The following is a 23,593-nucleotide window of genomic DNA, read 5'->3' as shown; positions in this document are numbered from 1 at the left end:
CATGCAGCAGGACAGCGGGTCATTCTGGACGGAGATCAAGGCATACGAGGAGCGCCTTGCGGCAAACCCCGATTCTTTCTGCTTTGCCCGACTGGCGGAGATCTACCTCAAGGTCGGCCTGACGGACGATGCGCTCCATGTCGCCCGGAAAGGGGTGGCGAAGCATCCGGGGCATGTCGCCGGCCAGCGCGCCCTGGCCCTGGCCTGCCATGACAAGGGGTTGACGGACGAGTGCCGTTCGGCGTTGGAGCTGGTCGTTGCGGCGGTGCCGGAGGACAGGGATTCCCTGAAGCTGCTGGGGCGGCTTTACGCCGGCTCGGGAAACGAACCCGCCGCCATCAGGGCCTTGAGCACCGTGCTGGACCTGAACCCCGACGACGAAGAATGCCGCATCGAACTGGAGGCCATCGGCCGTGCCGTCGGCGGATTCGCGCCAGCCGCCGCGAGCCCGGCTGCCCAGCCCGAGCATCCTGATTCCGCATTCGTCCCCTTTGACGCCGAAGAGGAGATCATCGAGGACCTGGAAGTCCTGGAGTTGGATGAAAGCAACCTGATAGAAGAGCTGCCCGCCGGCGGCGAAACGGAGCCGGAACCGGCCGCGGCCGCGCACCACGATCCGCTTTCCACGACGACCCTTGCCGAGCTTTACGTTCAGCAGGGGTTTGTGGCAAAGGCGCTCGCCATCTATCAGACCATCCTTGCCGACGACCCTGCGAATCGCGCCGCACTGGCGCGGGTCGCCGAACTTTCGGCCGCCGGGGCGGGCGGGGCCGAGCCGTGGGGAGGTGACGCCCCGGCGGTTTCCGACGACGTCGAGTCCCCAGAGTACGGCGATTCCGACGAGGTGCGCTTCGATGCGCCTCCAGCGGCGGCTGCGGTTGCCGATACGGGCCTCAAGCCACGGGGAGAGGCCGACAATGCCCTTGAAACCCTTGAGGGGTGGCTTGAGAACATCAGGAGGATCAAAGCATGTCGATAAGGGATACCTTGCGAGATATCGTCGGGAACGTCGAAGGCGCTCTGGCGGCGGTGATCATGGCCTACGACGGCATCTCCATCGACGAGATCATGGTTCCCCAGTCCGAATTCGATCTCCAATCCCTGGCGGTGGAGTATGCGACGGTTCTCAAGGAAATCAAGCGGGCCGCCGAACTCGTCAAGGCCGGCGCCATGGAGGAGGTTGCCATCACCACCAACCAGACGCGGGTGGCGTTTCGCGTCCTGAACGAGGATCTGTTTGCGGTCCTGATCATGGCCAAGGACGGCAACTTCGGCAAGGGGCGCTACCTGCTGCGCCTCAAGGCCTACGACCTGGCCCGGGAGTTGGCCTAGCCATGAAAATCCTTGTTCTGCATGGTCCCAATCTCAACCTGCTCGGTCGCCGCGAGCCGGCGGTCTATGGGTCCACGACCCTGGACGAGATAAACGCTTCCCTTGAACACCTGGCCGCCGAACTGGGGTGCACCGTGGCCTTCATGCAGTCGAACTCGGAAGGGGCGCTGATCGACGCCATTCAGGAGTGCGCGGGGCGCTACGACGGCATCGTCATCAACCCGGCGGCCTACACCCACACCAGCGTCGCCATTCGCGACGCGCTGGCGGCGGTGGGACTTCCCTTTGTGGAAGTCCATCTTTCCAACATCCATCGCCGCGAAGAGTTCCGCCAGCGGAGCCTGACCGCCGCACTGGCGGTGGGGCAGATTTGCGGCTTTGGCCGCGACAGTTATCTGCTCGGCTTGCGCGCCCTGTTTAGTTATGGTAAAAACTCCTAGTCCGCCCGGTTCTTCGCCTCGTCCCCCTATCGACAAAAGCTGCTGCCGATTATTCAAAAACTGTTTGTGATGGTGGTTTCATTTATGCTAAAAAACAGGCGCTCGCATCTGGCTCGGCTCTTTGAAGATCATTCGCTGGATTGCATCCTGTTCACGAATCTGCACAACATCCGTTACCTGTGCGGCTTCACGGGGACGGAAGGTGCTCTGCTGCTGACGCGGGACCGGGGGTGGTTTCTTTGCGATTCGCGCTACACCACCCAGGCATCCGGCGAGGTGTGGGACGCGGAGGTCCGGGAATTCACCGCCAAGCTGGAGACCATCGCCGCCCTGGTGAAAGAGCACGGTTTTTCGCGAATGGGCTTCGAGGCCGCCCACACCACGGTGGCGTTTTTCAAATCGTTGTCCACGGCCCTGGCCGGCCACGAACTGGTGGCCCTCGGCGGCGAGTTGGATGATATCCGTTGCTGCAAGGATGCCGATGAACTGCAGCGGCTTTCCGAGGTGGCGGCCCTTTCGTCCGCTGCCCTCATGGCGATCAGGCCGCTCCTGAAACCGGGCGTCAAAGAGGCCGAGGTCGCCCTGGAGCTGGAAATGGAGATGCGCCGCCGCGGTGCGGACGGCAGGGCCTTCGACTTTATCGTCGCCTCGGGAGTGCGTGGCGCCATGCCCCATGGTATCGCTTCCGGAAAGGCGCTCCAGGCCGGCGAGTTGGTAACGATCGACTTCGGCGCCGTCAAGGACGGCTATTATTCCGACGAGACGGTCACCGTGGCCATAGGCGATCTGGACGAGCGGCAACGGGCCATCCACGAAATCGTCAGGACCGCCCACGACATGGCCATAGCCGCGGTCAAACCCGGCATCCCCTGCAAGGAGCTGGATGCCGTGGCGCGGGAGTACATACGGGAATGCGGCTACGGCGACTACTTCGGGCATGGGCTGGGGCATGGCGTCGGCCTGGAGATCCATGAAAAGCCGGTGCTCTCCCCCCGCAGCGAGGCCGTCGCAGCCGAGGGGATGGTCTTCACCATCGAGCCGGGGATTTATATCCCCGGTTTCGGCGGCGTCAGGATCGAGGACACGGTCGCCGTCACTGCCGGCGGTTGCCGGGTGCTGACCGGAACGCCAAAGGATCTGTACCTTTTGTAGTATCACCATATTACCGGGGGGCGTATTTCCCCGGCACCATGAAACTGTATTCAAAGGAGAAGCGTGATGGACATCAAAGACCTGAAAGTACTGATAAAGATGATTACCGAGACGGATATTACCGAGTTCGAGATGGACAACTCCGATGAAAAGGTCGTCATCCGCCGCGGTCCCAAGACCGAATACGTCACCGTCGCGGCACCCGCTCCCCAGGCGTATGCAGCCCCGCAGCAGCAGGCTCCCGTTGCCGCTGCCGCCGCACCCGTTGCTGCTGCGCCTGCCGCCGCACCTGCCGAAGCCGGGGAAACCGTCAACTCACCCATTGTGGGGACCTTCTACCGGGCGCCCGCACCTGATGCCGCTCCCTACGCAGAGGTTGGGCAGGTCGTTGAAAAGGGGCAGGTCCTGTGCATCGTCGAAGCCATGAAGCTGATGAACGAGATCGAGGCTGAGTACCGCTGCAAGATTGTCAAGATATGCAAAGAGAACGCCCAGCCGGTGGAATTCGGGGATGCGTTGTTTGTCGTCGAGAAAATCTAAATCTTATTTCAGCTCAAGGGGTTAACCTCCATGTTCCATAAAGTTCTCATCGCCAATCGTGGCGAGATCGCCATCCGCGTGATCCGGGCCTGCAAAGAGCTGGGCATCAAGACCGTTGCGGTCTATTCCCAGGCCGACAGCAACTCGCTCCATGTGAAGCTGGCGGACGAAAGCGTCTGCATCGGCCCGGCGTCCAGCGCGCAGAGCTACCTCAATATCAACGCCATCATCAGCGCCGCAGAACTGACCGATGCCGAAGCGATCCATCCCGGCTACGGATTTCTCTCCGAAAACGCCAATTTTGCCGAAGTCTGCGAGAAATGCGGCATCACGTTCATCGGCCCCAGCCCCGAAAGCATGCGGATCATGGGCGACAAGATCAGTGCCCGCCAGGCGGTTATCAAGCACGGCGTGCCGATCCTGCCCGGTACCAAGGAAGGGGTGAAAACGGTCGATGATGCGGTCAAGATCGCCAAGAAGATCGGTTTTCCGGTGATCATCAAGGCAACCGCCGGCGGCGGGGGGAGGGGGATGAAGATCGTCCATTCCCAGGCAGCCCTGTCCAACGCCTTTGCCACGGCTCGCGCCGAGGCCCAGGCCGGTTTCGGCAATCCCGAGGTGTACATCGAAAAATACTGCGAACGGCCGCGCCATGTGGAGATTCAGATCCTGGCCGACAAACACGGTCACGTCATCCATTTGGGAGAGCGTGACTGCTCCATTCAGCGCCGCCATCAGAAGCTGATCGAGGAAGCGCCCTCGACGGTACTCACTCCCGAGATTCGCGAAGCCATGGGGACCGCCGCCGTCAAGGCCGCCGCCGCCGTCGGCTACAACAGCGTCGGGACGGTGGAGTTCCTGGTCGATAAGCAAAACAATTTCTATTTCATGGAAATGAATACCCGCGTACAGGTCGAACACCCGGTGACCGAGATGGTGACCGGCGTCGATATCGTCCGGGAGCAGATCCTCTCCGCCGCCGGCGTGCCCCTTCGGTACAAACAGGAGGATATCAAGATCAGCGGTCATGCCATCGAGTGCCGCATCAACGCCGAGGACCCGCTCAAATTCACACCCTGTCCCGGCAAGATCACGGCCTACCATCCGCCGGGAGGGCTGGGGGTGCGGGTGGATTCCTTCGTCTATGACCAATACTCCGTGGTGCCGTACTACGACTCCATGATCGCCAAGCTGATCGTCCACGCCGAAACGCGCGAAGACGCCATCCGGCGCATGTCGCGGGCCCTTGACGAATATATCATCGAAGGAATCAAGACCACCATCTTCTTCCACAAGCGGATTATGGCGAACAAGGATTTCATCGAGGGAAACATCGATACCTCTTTCCTCGAAAGGATTGTGCTGGAGTGACACTATGGACTACCCTGACGAACTGAAGTATTCAAAGGAACATATCTGGGTCAGGATCGAGGGCAATTCGGCCGTAATCGGCATAACCGATTTTGCCCAGGAAGAGTTGGGACCGATCTCCGGAGTCGAACTGCCGGAGGAGGGCGATGACGTGGAACAGGACGATTCCGTCGGGTCCATCGAGGCGCGCAAGACCGTGGCCGATATCTATGCCCCCTTCAGCGGAACGGTGCGCAACGTCAACCATGAGGCCGTGGACAACCCGGCCCTGCTGAACGATGATCCCTATGACGGCGGTTGGCTGCTGGAGGTTGTCATCGGCGACCACGACGAGTTGAAGGGGCTCATGTCGGCCGACGATTACGCCGACTACGCGGAAAACAAGGATTAATTTTTCGTCGAACATGTGTTACATAGGGCGGGATAGATTGCTATCTCGCCCTCTCGTTTTGAAAGGAACCGGACTGTGCGTTTACCTCATTTGCTGGCATGTGCGCTGATCTGTCTGCCGTCTCTCGCCGCGGCCGCCGATACCACGGTTTCGCTGACCCTTGGCGAGGCGATCCGCATGGCGGTGGAGAAGAACCTGGATGTGCGGGCCGAACTGTACAATCCGGCCCAGTACGAGGCGGATATCAACCGCAACAGGGCGATCTACGATCCGCTTTTGACCCTTCAGACCGGCTACAGCGATTCGACCGTCCCCTCGACCACGATCTCGGCCACGGGCAGCAGTTCCGGCTCCAGTTATGGCCGCACCTTTCAGGCCGACGCCTCCCTGAGCCAGCTCTTCTGGACCGGCGCAACCGTGACGGCCGGCTTCACGAACGCCTTCAACAGCACCAATGCCAGTGGCTCCCGGAGCAACTACTGGGAGTCGAACCTGGGGATCAGCCTCTCCCAGCCGTTGTTGAAGAACTTCGGGCGGGAGACCACGGATGTGGCCATCACGGTCTCGCGGCTCTCCAAGTTCGCCTCCATCGAACATTTCAATACCCGCCTGTTGACCACGGTCACCCAGGTCCGGAACGAATACTTCAAGCTCTACAGCCTGCGGGAGCAGTTGCAGGTCGCCAGGACCTCGCTCGAACTGGCGCGCAAGATCCTGAGCGACACCAAGGCCCAGGTCGCTGCCGGCGTCCTGCCCGCCATGGAGATCACCAACGCCGAATTCGGCGTCTACTCCCGGGAAAAGGAACTGATTGATGTTGAAAAATCGGTCAGCGACGAGGTTGACGTCCTGAGGCTCCTGCTGCAGATAAAGGATGCCGGCGATATCCTCACGGTGGACCCGCCCCGGCATGATCCCTACGAGGTGAACGAGGATGCGGCGCTCAAGCTGGCCCTGAGCCGTCCCGACATCAAGGAGCAACGGCGCAATCTGGAGATCGCCGAACTCCAGACCCGCGTCTACAGCAACAAGGTCAAGCCCGACCTCTCCCTTTCCGCTTCCGGTTCCCTGGTCGGGCTCAACCACACCTATCCCCGCAACCTGGAGACGCTCTCCGCCGCCGACAACCCGGCCTGGAGCCTCGGCCTGACCTTTACCTATCCCTTGGGCAACAACGCGGCCGAGAACGATTACCGCAAGAGCCGTCTCAAGACCGAACAGACCGCGGTGCAGATCCGCAGCCTTGAGGAAGGTGCCGTCAACGATGTCAAAAGCGCCATCCGCGGCATCAGCAGCAGCTACAAGCAGATCGCCGTGGCCGAACGGGGCAGGGCCTACGCCGAGGAACGGTTGCGGGCCTACCTGCGCAAGAAAGAGGTCGGCCTGGCCACCAACAAGGACGTGCTGGATGTGGAAAACGACCTTGTGGCGGCCAAGAACAACCAGATCACGGCGGTGGTGAACTACGACAACGCCATTACCCACCTGTGGCAGGTGACCGGGGAACTGCTCGAGCGGCAGGGCATCCGCGTTGTGGAGGACGACGCGGACAAACTCTACAGGGGGACCCGCTGATGCTCTCCATTGGCCGTATCGACTACGCAAACGTCACCCCCCTGTTCCATGCCTTGCAGGAGCATTTCCCGTGCGATGGCTACCGGTTCACCGGCGGCGTCCCGGCCAATCTGAATGCCCTGCTTGCCGCGGAGAAGATCGACGTCTGTCCCTCGTCCTCCATCGAGTACGCCATCCATTCCGAGCGCTACCTCATCCTGCCCGACCTCTCCATCAGCAGTGCCGGCCCGGTTGCCAGCGTACTTCTCTTCTCCCGCGTTCCCATCGAGGAACTGGAGGGGCAGGAAATCCTGCTGAGCGCGGAGTCGGCCACATCGGTCAACCTGCTCAGGATTCTCATGGGCAAGCGTTTCGGCCACACCTGTCGGTACACCGTCTCCTCCATGCCGCTGGCCGAAGCGCTCCGCACGGCGTCGGCCATGCTGCTCATCGGCGATGCCGCCTTGCGCTCGTCCCTGGCCGAAACCGGGTTGCGTATCTACGATCTGGGGTCGCTCTGGTATGAATGGACCGGGCTGCCGTTCGTTTTTGCCCTCTGGTTCTGCACCCGCTCCGCGGCACAGTCACGCCATGGGGAGGTGCGGCTGCTGGCCGACCGGCTCGTTCAGGCCAAGGCCTATGCCGACCGGGAGCGGGAGCATATTGCCGCCATCTCGCCCGAAGCCTCCTGGATGGGGCGGGAGGGGCTCATTGCCTACTGGCGGGAGAATATTTCCTATGAGATGGGGGAGGCACAGCAGGAAGGGTTACGGCTGTTCTACCGGTACGCAGCGGAGCTGGGACTGATCCCGGTGGCTCCCGAGCTGCATTTTTTCGAGTAAACCGGCAACGGCTTTCATGGTTGATGGCTTGTAAGGACTGCCCGATGATCGCTCTGCCGGGGGCCGCCGGGAGGCGGTTCGATGTCGCTCAACGCTCGGCGCGGAGAGCGGCGGCGTAGTCGGCCAGAATCCTGGCGTGGTCGAAACAGAGCCGGGCGGGCAATTGTTCAAGGGTGAACAGGGCCAGGTCGGCAGCATCGTCGGCGGCGCGGGGAGTCCCGCTCCCCCGGGCCATGAACACCGTCGAGATGGTATGCATGCGCGCATCCCGCGACGGGTCCGAGTAGCATCCCAATAACCGCAGGTCTCCGATCTCCAGCGTCGTTTCTTCCCGCGCCTCTCGTCGCGCCGCATCCTCCAGCGATTCCCCGTAATCCACGAATCCACCCGGCAATGCCCAGCCATGGGGCGGGTTTTTGCGTTCGATCAGCACGATGCGGTCATGGATCTCGATGATGATATCCACCGTGGGGAAGGGATTGCGGTACTGTTTGACCGGGGCACCACACGACGGGCAGGTCAGGGTATCGAAGGGCATGGCAGGCCTCCCATGGTTGCAGCGAGTGCAAACGCATGTCGGAACACAAAAAAAGGGGGAACATGGTTCCCCCTTTCCCGTACTGGTACGAAAAGGAAAAGATGCGGCGTTTACTTCTTCTTGCCGCCGGATGCCTTTTTGGATGCCTTGAGCGGGTTGACCCTGGTTTCCTCCACCTTGATTTCCACCTTGACGTGGCTGGCGAAGTTGCAGAGGCCGTTGGCCCATTTCTTGGCCGGAGCCGGATAGGCGCTGCAAACCTGGCCAATGGAGCCGGTCACGATGCGCTCGCATCCTTCACAATTTTCAACGATAACCTGGCAGGAGCCGTCCGGGAAAACGCAACCCTGTTTGCCCCAAAAGGTACACTCGGTACCGGGAAGTACAGTTTGACACTGCATGCTTCTTCCTCCTAAATGTTCTGAATTGAAATATAACTGTAGCAAGTATGGCTGAAAAAAGTCAACAGGAAAAATCCTTGGAATTATGCCCTCTTTGACTTGACGGACGGGCTTTGGTGTATTACCTTAAAACGACAAAAGATGTCTTGTTTTGAGGGGGGAACACATCATGGGAATCGTTTTCGGAACGTCCGGGTGGCGCGGCATCCTCTGCGAAGACTTCATTATGGACAACGTCAGGGTGGTTGTCCGGGCCATAGCCGACCATCTGATCGCTTCCGGGGAAGGGCACAAGGGCGTAATCGTCGGCTGCGATACCCGGTTCATGGGGCAGCGCTTCGCCTGTGAGGCCGCACGGGTGCTGGCGGGTGCGGGCGTCAAGGCCTGCCTGTGCGAACGGGATGCCCCCACGCCGGTCATTGCGTTCGAGATACTGCGGCGCCATGCCGCCGGCGCCGTCAACTTCACGGCCAGCCACAATCCACCCGAATATAACGGCGTCAAGTTCTCGCCGTCGTGGGGCGGGCCCGCCCTCCCCGAAACCACAAAGGACATCGAGCAGCGGGCCAACCGGATGGCGGGCGCACCCTGCGGTGCGACGCTCTCCCTGGAGGAAGCCTCAGACCGGGGGCTTCTGGAACGCATCGATCCGCGGCCGGCGTATCTGCAGGCCCTGGAGGAAAAGGTGGATTTCGACGCCATTGCCCATCTCGGGAAGGTGGCGCTCGACCCCCTGTACGGCACCGGCCGGGGATACCTGGACGAACCGCTGAAACGGCGCGGCATTCCCTACGTCATGCTGAATGACCACCTGGATCCCTGCTTCGGCGGCCAGCCGCCCGAGCCGTCCGAAAGCCATATTCCCGACTTCATCGCCCTGGTCAGAAACGACCCGGCCATCCGCCTGGGGCTGGCCACCGACGGCGACGCCGACCGTTTCGGCATTCTCGACAGCGATGGTTCTTTCATCGAGCCCAATTATATTATCGCCCTGCTCTTGAATTACCTGATCCGAGTGCGTAGATTGTCTGGTGGGGTGGCCCGCAGCGTGGCCACCTCCCACCTGGTCGATGCCGTTGCCCGCAAACACGGCGTCCCGGTCTTTGAAACACCGGTCGGCTTCAAGTATATCGGCGAGCTGATCAGCCAGGACAAGATCATCATCGGCGGCGAGGAGAGCGCCGGGCTCACCATCAAGGGGCATGTGCCGGAAAAGGACGGCATCCTGGCGTGCTTCCTGGTGGCCGAGATGGTGGCCCGCGAGGGCAAGAGCATCCGCGAACTGCTGGAGGATCTGTATGCCGAGGTCGGGAGGTTCATCACCCGCCGCGACAATCTCAAACTTTCGCCGCGCCTTGAAGAGGAGTATGCCGACAAGATTACGGCCCTTCCCGAAGAAGTCGCCGGGGTTAAGGTCAAGGAGGTGATCAGGATCGACGGGACCAAGCTGCTGCTGGAGGATGGCAGTTGGATGCTGTTCCGCAAGTCGGGCACCGAACCGGTGGTGCGCCTCTACGGCGAGGCGGCCACGGAAGCGCGGTTGGAAGAGGTAATGGCCGCCGGGCGGCAATTTATTCTGGGGTAGACGCTCGGGATGGCAGTTGACAGGATGCAACGGTATCGGCCATGATGGATGAGAACCGTTTCATGCTGCCCATCCCTGTTCATAGGTTGTGCAATTCGATTCATTCACTAAAGGCAAGGAGATCAACACCATGTGGGACTATACACCAACCGTAAAAGAGCACTTCCTGAACCCCCGCAACGTGGGGGACATACCCGATGCGGACGCCGTCGGCGAAGTGGGCAGCCTGGCCTGCGGCGACGCCCTGAAGCTGTATCTCAAGCTGGACGACAACAAGGACAAGATCGTTGACGCCAAGTTCCAAACCTTTGGCTGCGCCAGCGCCATCGCCTCCTCGTCGGCCCTGACCGAGATGGTCAAGGGCAAGACCCTGGACGAGGCCCTGGCCATCAGCAACCAGGACATCGCCGAGTTTCTGGGCGGACTGCCGGAGGAGAAGATGCACTGCTCGGTGATGGGACAGGAAGCGCTGGAGGTCGCCATAGCCAAGTACCGCGGCCACGAGGTCGCGCCCCACGACCACGACCATGATCACGGCCCGGCCTACCCGGACCAGGAGGGGACCATCGTCTGCAAATGTTTCGGCATCACCGACGTGTTCCTGAAAAAGGTGATCGAGACCAACAAGCTGACCACCGCCGAACAGGTGACCCACTTTACCAAGGCCGGCGGCGGCTGCGGCGGCTGCATCCCCCGGATCAAGGAGCTGATCGCCGAGGTGATGGGCAAGCAGGAGTCGGGAGAGCCGCGCAAGCGCCCGGAAAAACTCTCCAACCTGAAGAAGATGCAGATGATCCAGGAGGTGTTGGAGCGGGATATCCGGCCCCTGTTGTGGGCCGACGGCGGCGACCTGGAACTGATCGACATCGACGGTCCCAAGGTGCAGGTGGCCTTCCGCAAGGCGTGTGCAGGCTGCGCCTCCTCCGGCTACACTTCCCGCGTGGTCGAGCAGAAACTGCGCGACCTGGTGGCGGAGGACATCGTGGTCGAGGAGGTCGCGGCATGAAAGAGATCTACCTGGACAACAACGCCACCACCAAAGTGGACGAAGCGGTCTTCGAGGAGATGCGCCCCTATTTCTGCGAATTGTACGGCAACCCCAGTTCCATGCATTTCTTCGGCGGCCAGGTGCAGCAGAAGGTGGATGAGGCCCGTAAGCGTGTAGCGGCCCTTTTGGGTGCCTCGCCGGACGAGATCATCTTCACCGCCTGCGGCACCGAGAGCGACAACGCCGCCATTCGCTCGGCCCTGGAGGTATTTCCGGAAAAACGCCACGTGATTACCTCCCGGGTGGAGCATCCGGCCGTGCTGACCCAGTGCCGCAACCTGACCCAGAAGGGGTACCGGGTGACCGAGATCGGCGTGGACAGCGAGGGGCAACTGGATATGGCGGAGTTGAAGGCCGCCGTGGACGCCGACACCGCCATCGTGTCCCTGATGTACGCCAACAACGAGACCGGCGTGATTTTCCCCATCGAGGAGGCTGCGGCCATTGCCAAGGCGAAGGGGGCGCTCTTCCACACGGACGCCGTCCAGGCCGTGGGCAAGGTGCCGATCAACCTGGCGGCCTCGAAGATCGACATGCTGTCGCTTTCCGGCCACAAGCTGCATGCACCCAAGGGGATCGGCGTGCTCTACCTGCGCCGCGGCACCCCGTTCCGCCCCTTCATGGTGGGGGGACACCAGGAGAAGAGCCGCCGCGCCGGCACGGAGAACGCCGCCGCCATCATCGCCCTGGGCAAGGCCTGCGAACTGGCCGGCGAGAACATGGCAATCGAGAATACCCAGGTCAAGGCCCTGCGCGACCGCCTGCAGAGCGAACTCATGGCCCGCATCCCCCATGCCCGCATCAACGGCGGCGCGGCCGAGCGCCTGCCCAATACCCTGAACATCGCCTTTGAGTTCGTGGAGGGGGAAGCGATCCTGCTGCTGCTCAACGAGCTGGGGATCTGTGCCTCGTCCGGCAGCGCCTGCACCTCCGGCTCCCTGGAACCGTCCCACGTGCTGCGGGCCATGGGGGTGCCCTTCACCTGCGCCCACGGTTCGATCCGTTTCTCCCTGTCGCGCTACACCACGGAAGCGGAGATCGACACGGTCATCCGCGAACTGCCGCCCGTCATCGCCAATCTGCGCAAGATGTCCCCCTTCGGCAGGGAGTTCCTCAAAGAACAGTGACGAGTCGCAACGGTTTTTCCCGTAAATGTCATGGGTACTATCGATAAATGGGCCGGGTGTTCCCAACGGAACGCCCGGCCCATTTATTGCCGGAACCGCTTCAGCCCAGCTCTCGCCCGCATCCCCCAGCCAGCCCCTTAAATGCCCCCGGCCCAAGAGTCTGCTTGACAACCAAGTGAAAATAATTTCTATTTATACGGTTCCGCACGGCGTACTGTACAGAACCGGTATATCCGACTTGTCCCCGAGGAGATCGACATGAAACCTGTACTCATCGCAGCTTCACTGCTGGCGTGCCTGATATTTGCCGGGGCCTGTCAGAAACGGAATGCCCCAACGCCCGCAGCCGGCCCCAGGAAGCTGGTGGTCGTGACCACCCTGTTCCCGCTCTACGACTTCGTCCGGGCCATCGGCGGCGATAAGGTCGATGTCAGGCTGCTCCTGCCGCCCGGCGTGGAGGCCCACAGCTTCGAGCCGAAGCCCGAGGATGCGCTGCGCACGGCAAAGGCGGATCTGTTCGTCTTCACCAATCCGTACATGGAACCGTGGGCGGTAAGCTTCGTCAAGGGGCTCGATAGCGGTACCGTTACCCTGGTGGATGCCAGTACCGGGGTCACGTTCCTCAAGGCCGGTCTTGACGCGGAGCAGGAGGAGCATGGCCACGAAGGGGACCACCACGCCGGCGGCATGGATCCCCATATCTGGCTCGACTTCGGCAACGCCCGGATCATGGTGGCCAACATCGCGGCCGGCATGGTGGCCAAGGACCCGGCCAACGCAGGGTATTACCGGGCCAATGCCGGCGCCTACACGGCGGAGCTGAAAAAACTCGACGCCGACTACCGGGCCGGGTTGTCCTCCTGCGGCAAGAAGGCCTTTCTCCATGGCGGCCACTATGCCTTCGGTTATCTCGCCAACCGCTACGGCCTCCGGTACGAATCCGCGTCCGCCGTCAACGCCGATGCCGAACCGACCCCGGCCCGGCTGATGGCGCTGGTCAAGCAGGTCAGGGCCACGGGGCTGAAGTACGTCTTCAGCGAGGAGTTGCTCTCGCCGCGCGTGTCCGAGGTGATCGCCCGGGAGAACGGCGTTTCGGTCCTGCTGCTGCACGGCGCCCACAACATCAGCAAAAGCGATTTCGAACATGGCGTGACCTTTCTCGCCCTCATGAGGAGCAATCTGGCAAACCTCAGGACCGGCCTGGAATGCAGGTAGTCCTGAGCGCAGCAACCCGGAAATCGGCAGTCGGACAATAGAGCCACGAAGAAAAACCCGGAGTTTTTTTTGCCTGGAACATTCGCCGAAACGGAGAATCACCATGAAACTCCCTGATGAGGCAATGTGCTGATTTTGCTGCCTCAAAGCCCCCGTATCCCTGTTGCTCCGTGACAAATGTTTTTTCTGGAATACCCGGTTTCGAAGGGGCGGCCGCAGCATGGCCGCCCTTTGTTTTTGCTGGCGTATCGGGAAAAATGCGCTAGAATGAAACACTGTCCGTTCTCATGAAACGGTGATGAAACCTTTTCTAAGGAGTTTTGCTCATGGAAATACGGGTGCCCGAGGTGGGCGAATCGGTCCGGGAAGCGCTGCTGGCCAAGTGGTTCAAAAGGGACGGCGAGGGCGTAAAGAAGGACGAAGCGCTGTGCGAGATCGAAACCGACAAGATCACGCTGGACATCAACGCCGATGCGGCCGGCGTGCTCTCCATCGCGGTGGCCGAGGGCACGACCATACCGGTCGGCACGGTCATCGGCTCCATCGACGAGCAACAGGCCACCGCTGCCGTGGCTGCGTCTGCCCCGGCGGCGGCACCCGCACCGGCATCGGTACCGGCATCCCCGGTGCAGCCGTCGACCGCTGATCCCGCCGCTGCGCCGTCGTCGCCGGCCGCCCGCCGGGAAATGCGCGAACAGGGGATCGACCCTGCCTCGGTCGTGGGGACCGGCAAGGGGGGGCGCATCACCCTGGACGACCTGTTCAGCGGCATTGCGGAAAAATCCCAACAGGGGGCGGCCGCCCCGGATGTTCCCGCTGTTTCAGCCCCCCAAAAAGGCATCGGGGCCGCTTCCGTCCCGCCTGTGCCTGCCGCCGCACCGGCCGCGACCGGCGCCGCGGTCCGTTCTGAGGAGGCCCCCCCTTACGGCGCCGACAGGGAAGAACGCCGGGCCATGTCCCCCATCCGCAAGCGCATTGCCGAGCGCCTCGTGGCGGTGCGGCGGGAAACCGCCATGCTCACCACCTTCAACGAGGCCGATATGAGCCACATCATGGCGTTGCGGGAGACCTACAAGGACCACTTCCAGAAACGCCACGGCGTCAAGCTCGGCTTCATGCCGTTTTTCGTCAAGGCGTGCGTCGAGGCGCTGCGGGAATTCCCGTCCGTTAACGCCAGCATCGACGGCGACGACCTGGTGTACCACCATTACTACGATATCGGCATCGCCGTGGGGGGCGAGAAAGGGCTGGTGGTCCCGATCCTGCGCAACGCCGAGCGGCTTCATTTCCATGAGGTGGAGCAGGCGATCAGCGGTTTCAGCGAGAAGATCAAGACCAATCGCCTGGCCATCTCCGACCTGGAGGGGGGGACCTTTACCATCTCCAACGGCGGCGTGTACGGTTCCATGCTCTCCACCCCCATACTCAATCCGCCCCAGAGCGGCGTGCTCGGCATGCACGCCATCCAGGAGCGCCCGGTGGCGAGGGACGGCCAGGTCGTGATCCGCCCCATGATGTACCTGGCGCTCTCCTACGATCATCGCATCATCGACGGGCGAGAGGCGGTGGGATTCCTGAAAAAGGTCAAGGAGTATATCGAGGACCCGGAGGAGTTGTTGCTGGAAGGGTAGGGCGCCTTAGGAGGTTGTTGAAAAACAGCCATCAGGCCTTCGTCCTCGAACGCCCTTTCGTGCGGCGTAGCGCCCGGCCTTCGCAGCCAAAGCGGCTTCGGCGGAGTAGGCCTGCTACGCCTCCGCAGAGCCTTCTCCGGGTGCGACGATCTGACTATTTTTGAACAACCTGAGTTTTTCAACAGCCTGTTGATAGTCCATTGGGAGGAATCTGCAATGTCCGATCATCTGTTCGATCTTATCGTTATCGGCGCCGGACCGGGCGGCTATGTGGCCGCCATCCGCGCCGCGCAACTGGGGATGAAGGTCGCCGTCGTCGAAAAGCGCGACGCCTTGGGCGGCGTCTGTCTGAACGAGGGGTGCATCCCCAGCAAGGCTCTTTTGGACTCCAGCGAGTTTTTCGCCGTGGCGCGGGATCGCTTTGCCGTGCACGGCATCGATATCGCCCCGCCCCAGCTCAATCTGGAAGCCATGATGCGCCGTAAGGACGACGTGGTCAAAAAGAACACCGACGGTATCGCCTATCTCTTCAAGAAGAACGAGATCGAGTGGATTCACGGCGCGGGCAGGCTGGCGGGGCGCAACTCCCTTGGCCGCCACGAGGTGGAGGTGGCGCTTGCCGAGGCGCCGGCGCCCGCCGGTCAGCAGAGCCTGCTGCCGGACGGGGCGACGAGCGTGAAACTCCAGGCGCCCCGGGTACTGCTGGCAACCGGCAGCGAGGCCGCCATGCTCCCCGGCATCCCCTATGACGGGCAGGTGGTGGTCACTGCCCGGGAGGCGCTCTGTTTCGACGAACTTCCCCAGCACCTGGTGGTGGCCGGCGGGAGCTTCATCGGCCTGGAGCTTGGGTCGGTGTGGCGCCGCCTGGGGGCGCAGGTGACGGTGATTGAGATGATGCCCCAGATCGTGCCGGTCATGGACCGCCAGGCGGGGGATACCCTCTACCGCTCCCTGCGCAAACAGGGGATCCAGTTCAAGCTGGGGACGCGTATCACCGGGGTGCGCCGCATCGGCAGCAAGGCCATTGTCCAGTACAACGCCGGTACCGGCAGCGAAGAGATCGATTGCGACCGCCTGCTGGTGGCCGTGGGCCGCCGCCCCCTGACGGCCGGCCTCAACCTGGAAGGGGTGGGGGTGCGGCTTGACGAGAAGGGGAGGGTGGCGGTGGACGGGGATTACCAGACCTCCGTGCCGGGCGTCTATGCCATCGGCGACCTGGTACCGGGCCCCATGCTGGCCCACAAGGCCTCGGAAGAGGGGGTGGCCTGCGTGGAACGCATGGCGGGCAAGGTCGCGGTGGTGGAGTACGAGTATATCCCCGGCGTAGTCTATACCTGGCCCGAAGGGGCGACGGTGGGCAAGACCGAGGAGCAGCTCAAGGAGGCCGGCACCCCCTACCGGAGCGGCCGGTTCAACTTTGCCGCCCTTGGCCGGGCGCGCTGCATGGACGAAACGGAAGGGTTCGTCAAGATCCTGGCCCATGAGGATACGGACCGGGTTCTGGGGGTACACATCGTCGGCCCGCGGGCCTCGGACCTGATTGCCGAGGCGGCCGCCATCATGAGTTTCGGCGGCACGGCCCGGGATATCGCCCTGATCTGCCACGCCCACCCGACCCTGCCCGAGGCCGTGCGGGAGGCTGCCCTGGATGTGCACAAGGAAGCGATCCACGCCTGAGTGAAAGCTGATTATCCCACAGGGATAGGGCAATGTAAACGGCACGCAACCTCCGATGTGGTTTGGCATATACCTGAATCCGCGATGCCTCCATGCCTCCGTTTGTCCGGAAGGCCTCAGCCTTTGCCTTTAAGAAGATGGCAATAACCCGCCAGAGGACCGACAAGGTGAGTGACGTGTTACGGCATGGGTGGCGGGCAGGCCCCGGCTCTTCCGGACACTGCGGCATTCCGGCATCACGGATTCAGGGTATAATAATGACAGCATGAGCTATCAAGGAAGGGGATGATGACCATGGCAAAGAACCTTACAACCAAAATACTCGAACGTCATCTGGTGGAGGGGGAACTGGTCCCCGGCCGGGAGATTGCCATCCGTATCGACCATACGCTTCTGCAGGACGCCACCGGCACCATGGCCATGCTGGAATTCATCGCCATGGGACTGCCGCGGGTCAAGGTCGGGCTGGCCGCCCAGTACATCGATCACAACCTGCTGCAAACCGATTATAAAAACGCCGACGACCACGCCTTTCTGACCAGCGCGGCCATGAAATACGGCGTACACCTGTCCAAGCCGGGCAACGGCGTTTCCCACCAAGTACATCTGGAGCGCTTCGGCGTGCCGGGCATCACGCTCCTGGGGGCCGATTCCCACTCCCCCACGGGTGCCGGCATCTCGGTGCTGGCCATCGGGGCCGGCGGTCTGGACGTGGCCCTGGCCATGGCCGGCCATCCCTTTTATCTTCCCTGCCCCAAGGTGATGGGGATCAAGCTGGTGGGGCGTCTGCCCGACTGGGTCTCCGGCAAGGACGTCATCCTGGAGATGCTGCGCCGCCATACGGTCAAGGGCGGGGTGGGCAAGATCATCGAATACTACGGCCCCGGCGTGGCCACGCTTTCGGCCACCGATCGCGCCACCATCGGCAACATGGGGGCGGAACTGGGCGCCACCTCCTCCATCTTCCCCTCGGACGAACGGACGCGGGAGTTCCTGGCCTCTCAGGGGAGGGGGGACGGCTGGCAACCCCTGGCGGCGGACGAGGGAGCGGCCTACGACGAATACGACGAGATCGACCTGTCGGCACTGGAACCGCTCATCGCCTGCCCGTCCTCGCCGGACAACGTGGTGGCGGTGCGGGAGGTGGAGGGGGTCAAGGTCGATCAGGTGTTGGTGGGGAGTTCGGTCAACTCCTCGTTCCGCGACCTGATGACCGTCTGCCGCATTCTGGAGGGGCAGCGCATCGCGCCCCAGGTGTCGTTCCACATCAACCCGGGAAGCCGTCAGGTGCTGGAAAACGTGGCTGACCAGGGGGGGGTGGTGACGTTGCTCATGGCCGGGGCGAACATCCACCAGTCCGGCTGTCTGGGGTGTATCGGCATGGGGCAGGCACCGGGCACCGACCAGGTTTCGCTGCGCACCTTCCCGCGCAACTTCCCGGGCAGGAGCGGCACCAAGGGGGACAAGGTCTACCTCTGCTCCCCGGAGACCGCCGCCGCAGCCGGCATTTACGGCGTGATCACCGACCCGCGCAAGCTGGGGGCCATCAAGGCCTACCCGGCGGTGCAGAATCCCGCAACGTACCTGCTGGACGATTCCGGCATCATCTTCCCCCTGGAGGATACCGCCGCCGTGGAGATCAAGACCGGGCCGAACATCGTGCCGTTCCCGGAATTCGAGGCGCTGCCGGATACGCTGCAGGCAGAGGTGATCATCAAGCTGGAGGATAATGTCAGCACCGACCACATCATGCCGGCGGGCAACAAGGTGCTGCCGCTGCGCAGCAATATCCCGGCCATAGCAGAACACGTCTTCGAACAGGTCGATGCGGAGTTTCCGGCCCGGGCAAAAGCGGCCGGCAACGGGGTGGTCGTGGCGGGAGAGAACTACGGCCAGGGGTCGTCCCGGGAGCATGCGGCCCTTGCGCCGCGCTACCTGGGAATCCGCGCCAAACTGGCCAAGAGCTTTGCCCGCATCCACAAGGCCAACCTGGTCAACTTCGGCATCCTGCCGCTGACCTTCAAGAACCCGGCCGATTACGACCTGGTGAAGCAGGGGGACCGGATCTCCTTTTCGGACCTGCGCCGCCTGGTGGAGAGCGGCGCCGAGGAGGTGCCGGTCCAGGTGGGAGACAAACGGATCACGATGCGGTTGAACATCTCCGAGCGGCAGCGCAGGGAGTTGCTGGCCGGAGGAACCTTGAACCACGTGAGACACACAAACCATAGCTAGTATCACGGCGCCCGGAACCGGGCGCTCCACAGAAGGAGCATGAATGCCAAGAACCGTTGTTGCAGCACACAAAACCAAGATCGTAGCCACCCTCGGTCCGGCCAGTTCGTCACCCGACATGGTGGCCCGGCTCATGTCGGCCGGGGTGGATATCTTTCGCCTCAATTTTTCCCACGGCGACAACGCCCAGAAGCTGGAGTTGATCCACACCATCAGGCAGGCTTCCGGGACGGCGGGGCGCCAGATCGGCATTCTGGCCGACCTGCAGGGGCCCAAGATCAGGACCGGCAAGATGGCGAACGACGCCATGACCCTGACTAAGGGGCAGGAGGTGGTCATCACCACCGAGGATATCCTCGGCCGGGACGGCCTCATACCCACGATCTACCGTTCCCTTCCCTCGGACGTTCATCCCGGATCGCGCATCCTCCTGGACGACGGCCTGATGGAACTGAAGGTGGTGGCCGTCGATGGGGAGCGGGTCCGCTGCACGGTGGTAACCGGCGGCGTGCTGAAGAACAACAAGGGCATCAACCTGCCGGGTGTGAATGTCTCCGCCCCCTCCCTGACCGAGAAGGACCTGGCCGACCTGGACTTCGCCCTCGACGCCGAGGTGGATTTCGTGGCGCTCTCCTTCGTGCGCACCGCCGAGGATGTGGAGCAGATCAAGCGTATCATCTACCAGAAGGGGAAAAATACGCCGGTGGTGGCCAAGATAGAAAAGCCCGAGGCGTTGCAGAATTTCAAGAAGATCCTCCAGGCCACGGATGCCGTCATGGTGGCCCGCGGCGATCTGGGGGTGGAGATCGAGGCCGAAAAGGTGCCGGTCTTCCAGAAAAAGATCATTCATGCCTGCAACGAGGCGGGCAAACCGGTCATCACCGCCACCCAGATGCTGGAATCCATGATCCGCAACCCCCGCCCCACCAGGGCCGAGACCTCCGACGTGGCCAACGCCATTGTGGACGGAACCGACGCGGTCATGCTTTCCGCCGAAACCGCCTCCGGCGATTACCCGGTCGAGGCGGTGGAAACCATGGTCCGCATTGCGCAGGATGTGGAGAGCGCCGATTTCTGGAGCACCGTGGACCGAAGCCTGTCAACGCCCAGCATCGCCCAGGCGGTGGCCGAATCCGCCTGCCGGGCGGCCACGAGCCTGGGTGCCAAGACCATCGCCGTCTTTACCCAGTCGGGCAGCACGGCGGCGCTTATCTCCCATTTTCGCCCCCATATCCCGATCATCGCCTATACCGCATCGCCGGAGATCCAGCGGCGGCTCTCCATCTACTGGGGGGTCAGCGCCACCGGCATCGGCAGCATGGCGGACATGCACCAGCAGATCATGGCGGTGGAACGCAGCATGTTGGCGGCCGGTTACCGCAAGGGGGACATTATCGTCATCATCATGGGGCTGCCGGTGGAGGCGCGTGGTTCCACCAACCTGATGAAGGTGCACAAGCTGGGGACTGGCGAGTTCTTCGAGATTTACTGACATCTACTTAGTGCATATCTACTATAAAAGAGCAGATCGAAACGGCGGCCCCAAAGGCCGCCGTTTGCGTTTGACCGTTCCGCTTTTGTGTTGACAAAGCGGTGCCGGGTTACCAGAATAGGCACTTTGCACGTTATGGAAGCAGAGGAGAGGCCATTGCAGGAACAAGAACCGATATTGATGCAGGGAAACGAGGCCATGGCCCGCGGCCTGGTGGAGAGCGGCTGCGTGGTGGCGGCTTCCTACCCGGGAACGCCCGCCTCCGAGATCCTTTCCGCCATCGACACCTGGCGCCGGGCCGAGGGGGCGAACATGCACGTGGAGTGGGCGGTCAACGAAAAGGTGGCCTTCGAGATCGCCTATGCCGCCAGCCAGAGCGGGCTGCGCGCCGCCACCGCCATGAAGCAGGTGGGGCTGAACGTCGCCTCCGATCCGTTGATGAGCGCTGCCTACCTGGGTACGGTGGGCGGTTTCGTGGTGATCAGCGCCGACGACCCCGGTCCCCATTCCTCCCAGACCGAGCAGGACTCCCGCCTCATGGCCATGCAGGCCAAGGTCCCGGTCCTGGACCCCTCTTCCCCGGCCGAGGCCCGGGAGTTGGCCGGCCTGGCCTTCCAACTGTCCGAGGAGTTCGGGGTGCCGGTCATGCTGCGCCCCACCACCCGGGTCTGCCACGCCTGCCAGGACATCGCTCCCCGCCCCGTTCAGGATCTGCAGCGGAAGGCCGATTTCCGCAAAGACCCCAAGCGCTGGGCAGCCACTCCCAAATTCCGTTACGAGTTGCACGTCAAGCTCAACGAAACCCTGTCACGGCTCGCCGCCCATGGGGCGACCGCGCCCCGTTGCCTGAATCGCCCCACCGGAACCCGTCGCGCCGTAGTCGCTTCCGGCGTATCGGCCGCCCATGCGCGGGAGGTGGCCACTGCTTCCGGCCTCTGGGATTCATTCGCCTTCTACCAGGTGGTTCAGCCCTATCCGTTGCACAGTGCCTTTGTGGAGGAGATTCGCACCGCCTACAACGAGGTGCTGGTGCTGGAGGAAACCGCCGGGGTGATGGAGATGCAGCTTCGCGACTACCGGCAGGTGCAGGGCAAGCTCTCCGGTTTCGTTCCCGAGGCGGGAGAGCTGCTGCCCGAGATGATCGAACGGCTTCTGAGCCGGTTTGCCGGCAGGCCGCTGCCGGAGCTGCCCGAAGCGGTTCCGGCGGCGGGCAAACGCCCGACCCTCTGCCCCGGGTGTCCGCACCGGGCCAGCTTTTATGCCATCAAGGAAGCCGCCCCCACGGGGATCTACCCCAGTGACATCGGCTGTTATACCCTGGGGGTCAATCTGGGCGGCGTGGACACGGTCCTGTGCATGGGGGCCGCCATCGGCCAGGCTGCCGGATTCTATCACTCCTACCGGGTGACCGGTCAACCGCGCGACATCGTGGCCACCATCGGCGACTCCACCTTTTTCCATGCCGGCATCCCCCCCCTGATCGACGCCGTGGTGCAGGGCGCCCGCTTCGTCCTGGTGATCCTGGACAACAGCACCACTGCCATGACCGGCAACCAGCCGACCCCGGCCCACGGCACCCCCGCAGGCCAAGCGGTGGACATCGCCGCGATTGTGGCCGGCTGCGGCGTGGAATTCTGCCGCAGCGCCGACCCGCTGGATCTGCCGGCCTTCACCGCCCTGGTCAAGGAGGCGCTGGTCTTTTCCCGTGATCGGGGGGTGGCGGTGGTGATCGCCAAGAGCCCGTGCCTGGTGGACAAAAGCGCGCGGCACGCCAAGCGTCCCCAGGCGGTTGTCGATGCCGCCTGCACCGGATGCCGGTACTGCACCGCCCAGTTCGAGTGCCCGGCCCTGGTCTACGATGAGGCCAGCCGCAAGGTGGTGGTTGACGTCATGATCTGCAGCGGCTGCGGGGTGTGCCTGGCGGTCTGCCCGGTGAAAGCGATCCGCAGGGAAGGGGGACGGCCATGATCTCACAACAACTGATCATCTCCGGGGTGGGGGGGCAGGGGATTCTCTTCATCACCCGGCTTCTGGCGGAGACGGCCATTGCCATGGGGCTGCCGGTGTTGACCTCCGAGACCCACGGCATGGCCCAGCGGGGCGGCATCGTCATCTCCCATCTCAAGGTGGGCGATTTCTCCAGTCCCCTGGTGCGTCCGGGGCAGGCCGACGGCCTGATCGCCCTCAAGCCGGGGAATGTGCCGCTCCATCGCCCGTTTCTGCGGCCGGACGGCTGGATTGCGGCCAACGCCGGAGCTTCTGACTCCCTGGCCGAAGCTGCGACCATCGATGCCGATGCCATTGCCTTGCGGTTGGGCAATCCCCAGGCGGTCAACCTGATCGTTCTCGGCCGCGCCCTGGCCACCGGGCGTCTTTTTTGTACGATTGATGAGTTGGATAGAGCCATTCGGCGGAAGTTGCACGCAAAACCCGCCGTGCTGGAGGGGGCCCTGGCGGCCCTTGGCGCCGGAAGCGGCGCAGCCTGATACCAAGCGTGTCATAGACTATTCTCGGAGTCGATACCTGCCATGTTGATTCATTTTCCCCCGAAGATCGCCACCGGCGAAGAACTCCCTGCCCACCAACTGCGCGGCCTGCAATGGACGGTGCGGCACGCCTTCGAACATTCCGCCTTCTACCATGAACGTCTCTCGGCCGCCGGGATCGGGCCGGACGGCATCACCAGCCTGGACGACCTGCGCCGTCTCCCCTTCACCACGGCGGACGACCTGGCCGCCGGCTATCCCTTTGCCCTGCGCGCCGCCGATTTCAGCGACCTGGTGCGCATCCACGCCTCGTCCGGCACCACCGGCAAACGTAAGGTTCTCTGCTATACCCGCAAGGATGTGGAAGACTGGCAGACCATGTTTGCCCGCTGCTACGAACTGGCCGGCCTAACGCGTCAGGACCGGGTGCAGATTGCGGTGGGCTACGGCCTCTGGACCGCCGGTATCGGTTTTCAGCAGGCCTGCGAACGTTTCGGTGCCCTGGCGGTGCCGGTGGGCCCCGGCAACCTGGAACTGCA

Annotated in this window: 22 protein-coding genes (1 of these 22 only partly in view); 20 read left to right on the top strand and 2 right to left on the bottom strand. The window is 62.8% G+C overall.

Annotated elements, in window-relative coordinates; genetic code table 11:
- The first annotated feature begins 1 nt into the window (after nucleotide 1).
- From FO488_RS11070 to FO488_RS11030, 9 genes are all read left to right on the top strand, one after another.
- A complete protein-coding gene (locus FO488_RS11070; protein ID WP_149210614.1) occupies nucleotides 2-979 on the top strand; it encodes a lipopolysaccharide assembly protein LapB in 978 nt (325 codons plus the stop codon).
- A complete protein-coding gene (locus FO488_RS11065) occupies nucleotides 970-1,332 on the top strand; it encodes a roadblock/LC7 domain-containing protein (RefSeq protein WP_149210613.1) in 363 nt (120 codons plus the stop codon). Before FO488_RS11070 ends, FO488_RS11065 begins: the two co-directional genes overlap by 10 nt.
- A gap of 2 nt (nucleotides 1,333-1,334) precedes the next feature.
- The gene (gene aroQ, locus FO488_RS11060) at nucleotides 1,335-1,772 is read left to right on the top strand and encodes a type II 3-dehydroquinate dehydratase (protein ID WP_149210612.1); all 438 of its coding nucleotides are present in this window, start codon (nucleotides 1,335-1,337) and stop codon (nucleotides 1,770-1,772) included.
- Between the two features lie 84 nt (nucleotides 1,773-1,856).
- Complete coding sequence (locus tag FO488_RS11055) at nucleotides 1,857-2,924, top strand: Xaa-Pro peptidase family protein (protein ID WP_149210611.1); 1,068 nt, start codon at nucleotides 1,857-1,859, stop codon at nucleotides 2,922-2,924.
- Between the two features lie 66 nt (nucleotides 2,925-2,990).
- Nucleotides 2,991-3,464 (top strand): acetyl-CoA carboxylase biotin carboxyl carrier protein, encoded by a 474-nt coding sequence (gene accB, locus FO488_RS11050; protein ID WP_149210610.1) that lies wholly within the window; start codon nucleotides 2,991-2,993, stop codon nucleotides 3,462-3,464.
- Nucleotides 3,465-3,494: 30 nt separating this feature from the next.
- A complete protein-coding gene (gene accC, locus FO488_RS11045) occupies nucleotides 3,495-4,835 on the top strand; it encodes an acetyl-CoA carboxylase biotin carboxylase subunit (protein ID WP_149210609.1) in 1,341 nt (446 codons plus the stop codon).
- 4 nt (nucleotides 4,836-4,839) lie between these two features.
- Nucleotides 4,840-5,226, top strand: coding sequence for a glycine cleavage system protein GcvH (gene gcvH, locus FO488_RS11040; RefSeq protein ID WP_149210608.1), 387 nt, complete (start codon nucleotides 4,840-4,842; stop codon nucleotides 5,224-5,226).
- Nucleotides 5,227-5,301: 75 nt separating this feature from the next.
- Nucleotides 5,302-6,801 carry a TolC family protein gene (locus FO488_RS11035; RefSeq protein WP_240731861.1) on the top strand — a complete coding sequence of 500 codons (1,500 nt, stop codon included), beginning with the start codon at nucleotides 5,302-5,304 and terminating at the stop codon, nucleotides 6,799-6,801.
- Entirely contained in the window at nucleotides 6,801-7,622 is an 822-nt protein-coding gene (locus FO488_RS11030) for a menaquinone biosynthetic enzyme MqnA/MqnD family protein (RefSeq protein WP_370514276.1), read from the top strand. Before FO488_RS11035 ends, FO488_RS11030 begins: the two co-directional genes overlap by 1 nt.
- Before the next feature lie 88 nt (nucleotides 7,623-7,710).
- Here FO488_RS11030 and FO488_RS11025 read toward each other — a convergent pair whose 3' ends face one another.
- A complete protein-coding gene (locus FO488_RS11025) occupies nucleotides 7,711-8,160 on the bottom strand; it encodes an NUDIX hydrolase (protein WP_149210607.1) in 450 nt (149 codons plus the stop codon).
- Nucleotides 8,161-8,270: 110 nt separating this feature from the next.
- Nucleotides 8,271-8,561 carry a PxxKW family cysteine-rich protein gene (locus tag FO488_RS11020; protein ID WP_149210606.1) on the bottom strand — a complete coding sequence of 97 codons (291 nt, stop codon included), beginning with the start codon at nucleotides 8,559-8,561 and terminating at the stop codon, nucleotides 8,271-8,273.
- Between the two features lie 166 nt (nucleotides 8,562-8,727).
- On the opposite strand from FO488_RS11020, the gene FO488_RS11015 reads away from it, so the two are divergent.
- From FO488_RS11015 to FO488_RS10965, 11 genes are all read left to right on the top strand, one after another.
- On the top strand, nucleotides 8,728-10,146 hold the full coding sequence (locus FO488_RS11015; RefSeq protein ID WP_149212160.1) for a phosphoglucomutase/phosphomannomutase family protein: 1,419 nt from the start codon (nucleotides 8,728-8,730) through the stop codon (nucleotides 10,144-10,146).
- A gap of 130 nt (nucleotides 10,147-10,276) precedes the next feature.
- Nucleotides 10,277-11,152 (top strand): Fe-S cluster assembly protein NifU, encoded by an 876-nt coding sequence (nifU, locus tag FO488_RS11010; RefSeq protein ID WP_149210605.1) that lies wholly within the window; start codon nucleotides 10,277-10,279, stop codon nucleotides 11,150-11,152.
- Complete coding sequence (gene nifS, locus FO488_RS11005; RefSeq protein ID WP_149210604.1) at nucleotides 11,149-12,321, top strand: cysteine desulfurase NifS; 1,173 nt, start codon at nucleotides 11,149-11,151, stop codon at nucleotides 12,319-12,321. The genes nifU and nifS overlap by 4 nt, the downstream gene beginning before the upstream one ends.
- Before the next feature lie 258 nt (nucleotides 12,322-12,579).
- Nucleotides 12,580-13,536: a metal ABC transporter substrate-binding protein gene (locus FO488_RS11000; RefSeq protein ID WP_149210603.1), complete on the top strand. Its 957-nt coding sequence runs from the start codon at nucleotides 12,580-12,582 to the stop codon at nucleotides 13,534-13,536.
- Between the two features lie 326 nt (nucleotides 13,537-13,862).
- The gene (gene odhB / locus FO488_RS10995) at nucleotides 13,863-15,167 is read left to right on the top strand and encodes a 2-oxoglutarate dehydrogenase complex dihydrolipoyllysine-residue succinyltransferase (protein ID WP_149210602.1); all 1,305 of its coding nucleotides are present in this window, start codon (nucleotides 13,863-13,865) and stop codon (nucleotides 15,165-15,167) included.
- Nucleotides 15,168-15,383: 216 nt separating this feature from the next.
- Nucleotides 15,384-16,844 carry a dihydrolipoyl dehydrogenase gene (lpdA, locus tag FO488_RS10990; protein ID WP_149210601.1) on the top strand — a complete coding sequence of 487 codons (1,461 nt, stop codon included), beginning with the start codon at nucleotides 15,384-15,386 and terminating at the stop codon, nucleotides 16,842-16,844.
- A 294-nt stretch (nucleotides 16,845-17,138) separates the two neighbouring features.
- The gene (locus tag FO488_RS10985; protein WP_149210600.1) at nucleotides 17,139-19,076 is read left to right on the top strand and encodes an aconitate hydratase; all 1,938 of its coding nucleotides are present in this window, start codon (nucleotides 17,139-17,141) and stop codon (nucleotides 19,074-19,076) included.
- Nucleotides 19,077-19,119: 43 nt separating this feature from the next.
- Entirely contained in the window at nucleotides 19,120-20,568 is a 1,449-nt protein-coding gene (gene pyk / locus FO488_RS10980) for a pyruvate kinase (protein ID WP_149210599.1), read from the top strand.
- A 180-nt stretch (nucleotides 20,569-20,748) separates the two neighbouring features.
- Nucleotides 20,749-22,536, top strand: a complete 1,788-nt coding sequence (locus FO488_RS10975) for a thiamine pyrophosphate-dependent enzyme (protein ID WP_240732268.1) — start codon at nucleotides 20,749-20,751, stop codon at nucleotides 22,534-22,536.
- Nucleotides 22,533-23,054, top strand: coding sequence for an indolepyruvate oxidoreductase subunit beta (locus FO488_RS10970; RefSeq protein WP_149210597.1), 522 nt, complete (start codon nucleotides 22,533-22,535; stop codon nucleotides 23,052-23,054). Before FO488_RS10975 ends, FO488_RS10970 begins: the two co-directional genes overlap by 4 nt.
- A gap of 42 nt (nucleotides 23,055-23,096) precedes the next feature.
- On the top strand, nucleotides 23,097-23,593 hold the 5' end (the start) of the coding sequence (locus FO488_RS10965; protein WP_149210596.1) for a phenylacetate--CoA ligase. It continues 799 nt past the right edge of the window; only the first 497 of its 1,296 coding nucleotides appear in the window; it begins with the start codon at nucleotides 23,097-23,099; its stop codon lies beyond the right edge, outside the window.

Source organism: Geobacter sp. FeAm09 (assembly GCF_008330225.1).
Classification (GTDB): domain Bacteria; phylum Desulfobacterota; class Desulfuromonadia; order Geobacterales; family Pseudopelobacteraceae; genus Oryzomonas.
Note: the sequence above shows the minus strand (reverse complement) of the source record. Positions and strands in the feature narration are given on the sequence as shown.